The sequence below is a fragment of the Vibrio sp. 2134-1 genome (assembly GCF_033339495.1).
The window spans coordinates 1-683 of sequence record NZ_JAWOUS010000460.1 but is presented as its reverse complement, the minus strand read 5'-3'; the positions used below and the strand labels follow the sequence as shown (position 1 = coordinate 683).

General features: G+C 47.0%; 1 protein-coding gene and 1 pseudogene. Both read right to left on the bottom strand.

Features of this window, described 5'->3' with window-relative positions; genetic code table 11:
• Positions 1 to 353, bottom strand: a pseudogene (gene truB, locus R7R78_RS26620) (tRNA pseudouridine(55) synthase TruB); the annotation flags it as partial.
• The coding region (rbfA, locus tag R7R78_RS26615) for a 30S ribosome-binding factor RbfA (RefSeq protein ID WP_225474672.1) at positions 353 to 683 on the bottom strand (331 nt) is incomplete at its 5' end. The pseudogene truB and the gene rbfA, both read right to left, overlap by 1 nt.

The window sequence follows — 683 nt, the reverse complement described above, 5'->3', positions numbered from 1 at the left end:
GATTCGCCACGGAACTTCTCGATACTCGCCTCTAGTTTCTCGAGAGTCACATCTACTGGACGCGTTTCTACCACTTCACCATCAGAGTCTGAAGTGTTAGTACGTTCGCCAAGTTTCGCGATCACGCGATAGCGTTTGTCTGAATCCAGTAGGAACTGAGAAAACTTGGTTGCTTCACCTAAACAGATCGGCAACATACCCGTCGCTAGAGGGTCCAACGCACCAGTGTGACCCGCTTTCTCAGCAAAGTAGATTCGCTTTACTTTTTGCAGTGCATCATTGGAAGAGATACCTGTTGGTTTATCCAACAAGATAACACCATTAATTGGACGACCTTTACGACGACGAGCCATTATTCTTCGTCCTCACGGCCAGAGTTCTTTTGCTTCTGCTTGTCTGAGTTAACCACTTCGGTTACTAGGTTAGACATACGCATACCTTCTACGAGCGTGTTGTCGTAGTAGAAGCGGATTTCTGGAGTTAGACGCAGACGAATACGCTTACCAAGCATCATGCGAATGTGAACTTCATGCTCACGTAGTGCCGCTAGGCATGATTCTGGTGTTTGCTCACCTACACATAGGAAAGTCACGAACACTTTTGCGTAAGCAAGGTCACGAGAGACTTCCACATCGGAAATGGTAACCATACCCAAACGTGAATCACGAACTTCACGTTGAAGG